The sequence below is a fragment of the Moorena sp. SIO4A1 genome (assembly GCF_010672065.1).
Lineage (GTDB): Bacteria > Cyanobacteriota > Cyanobacteriia > Cyanobacteriales > Coleofasciculaceae > Moorena.
Map to the genome: position 1 here is coordinate 1 of NZ_JAAHHX010000364.1, position 2060 is coordinate 2060.

Here is a 2060-nt window from a genome sequence, read left to right on the forward strand (position 1 = left end):
GTATAACGTACAGCGAGTTGAGTTAACAGAAGCCGCATCAGCCAGGGGGCGTAATGATTGACTCAGTATTCGTTTCAAGATACTAGGCTTTTTCGACAAAAAAAGCTCAATATCTTGATTGGATTTATTACGGTCGATGTCCCCTATTACGGGGAGCACCTCCGCTCCAGAACCGTGCATGAAACTTTCGCCTCACACGGCTCCTAGGTATCTTTTTGACTCCAGTGTAACTGCTGGTGGCAGCTTCGATGAACTGCTAATAGGTTCTTTTTTTGACCAGTTGTCGTGGTTTTCATCTATGTGATGAAGATGTACATCCTCGTCTTCCGTGAACCTTAACCCGCAATATCCGCAGGAATGGCTTTGCTTTTTCAAAGCTTCTGACGTAGCGTTGGAGTATAGGCGTGAATTCCGCTGACTCCAATACACCAGGTCACCATCGTAGGGTGACTTGGTGCCCCTTACGTTCACGTGTTGGTTTTGTTTATACCCTACTTTTGGGAATGCTTTTTTACATAGTTCATTAGCTCTATACCGACTTACTTTCTTTTCCTTTCGGAATTTTCGGTGGGCAGTGTTGCGCATGAACCACAAAGAATCCCGAGCGCTGCTCATATCGCAGCTATTATGGTAGTTCCGCCATCCACGTACAATGGATGCTAGTTTCTCGGCTTTTACTTTAGCGCCATAATTCGAGTTGTTAACTACGGCTTTAATCTTCTTACGTATATTCCGGTGGTTTTCCTCTGAGGGAATTGACCGGAATTTTCCGTTTTTCTGGACTCGAAAATTCCACCCCAGGAAGTTAAATCCGTCTGTCGCTTTAGTCAGCTTGGTCTTTTCTTCGCTGATTTCCATCCCGCGTTCTGCTAGGAAGACTTTGACTTTGTCTAATATCTTCGTGGCATTGTCTTTTGGCTTTAGGATAAATACCATGTCATCGGCGTACCTCAGACTAGTGTGTATGTCCTCTATTCCGTCGAGTGCGATGTTAGCTAGAAGAGGGCTGACCACTCCCCCTTGAGGGGTTCCTTGTTCGAGGAATTCAGGGAATTCAGGGAACTCTAGGTTTACCCCGGCTTTAAGGCAGCGGAATATTCCCGTTTTTATAGATGTGGGGGCTATAACCCTCTCCATTATTGAGGTATGGGAGATACGGTCAAAGCACTTTTTGATGTCTAATTCGATGACCCTTTTTGTGATTCCGTTTTTGTCGGATTTTAGGTGGTTGAATAGGCGTTTTTGAACGTCTTGGGCGCACCTTCCTGTTCGGAATCCGTAACTATCTTTGCTGAATCCTGCTTCGTGAGCTGGCTCCAGCGCGAATTTAATTAGACACTGCCAGGCTCTGTCATTGATGGTCGGTATTTTCAACATCCTTATTTTCCCATTCTTTTTAGGTATAGGGATTTCACGTAGTCCGCTATGTTTCCAGTCGTGGCCATAGTGGTTCAATGTTTCTACCAATTCCATTCGTTGTCTGTAATTGAGGCTTGACAGGCCATCAATTCCAGCCGTTCTTTTCCCTTTATTTAGTTGTGTTACCTGACGGACAGCCAAAAGTTGGGCAGCGCGGGATTTCAGAATCAGTTTCTGTAACGACCGTGCCTTCTTCCGGTCACCGGCTCGAACTGCTTTATATACTCTCTTTTGTAGGCGGAAAAGATTTTGGCGGAGTTTTTTCCACTTTTGGCTTTTCCAGAGGTCGCTATATCGTTTTGACATGCGTCTACCTATGCTCTCCTAAGGTTTGTATATTTTGATACCCGCAGTCAGTTATTCGACTGCATCTTACCCGACAGTGAGGATTAGGCTTGGCATAGCTTACTGAGGTTTCGACCTTTCCACAGACTCATTGTTGCTGTCGTTTTTACTCGTTCCGTCTGTTAGATTATTTTGACGATTTAGGGCAGTCCAATTTGCCTACTCTTTCCTCGAAGATTACGGATATCCAGGCTAAAACTCCGTGAGGATAAAAGAGTGAAGTCTCGCATTGCTAGTCAGATTGCGGCTTTGTAATAAGACACTTTTTCAGGACTTTTGCTACTGTTACCCATGTC

1 protein-coding gene and 1 pseudogene are annotated in these 2060 nt (G+C 44.9%); both read right to left on the reverse strand.

The window, feature by feature from the left end; all coding sequences use genetic code 11:
• A pseudogene (locus tag F6K53_RS38295) lies at nucleotides 1-180 on the reverse strand (hypothetical protein); the annotation flags it as partial.
• 12 nt (nucleotides 181-192) lie between these two features.
• On the reverse strand, nucleotides 193-1725 hold the full coding sequence (locus F6K53_RS38300) for a reverse transcriptase domain-containing protein (RefSeq protein ID WP_366511411.1): 1533 nt from the start codon (nucleotides 1723-1725) through the stop codon (nucleotides 193-195).
• Nucleotides 1726-2060 lie beyond the last annotated feature (335 nt).

Bases quoted from the DNA above. Each gene is read 5' to 3' on its own strand.
- F6K53_RS38300 (WP_366511411.1), bottom strand. From the start codon at position 1,725: ATGTCAAAACGATATAGCGACCTCTGGAAAAGCCAAAAGTGGAAAAAA.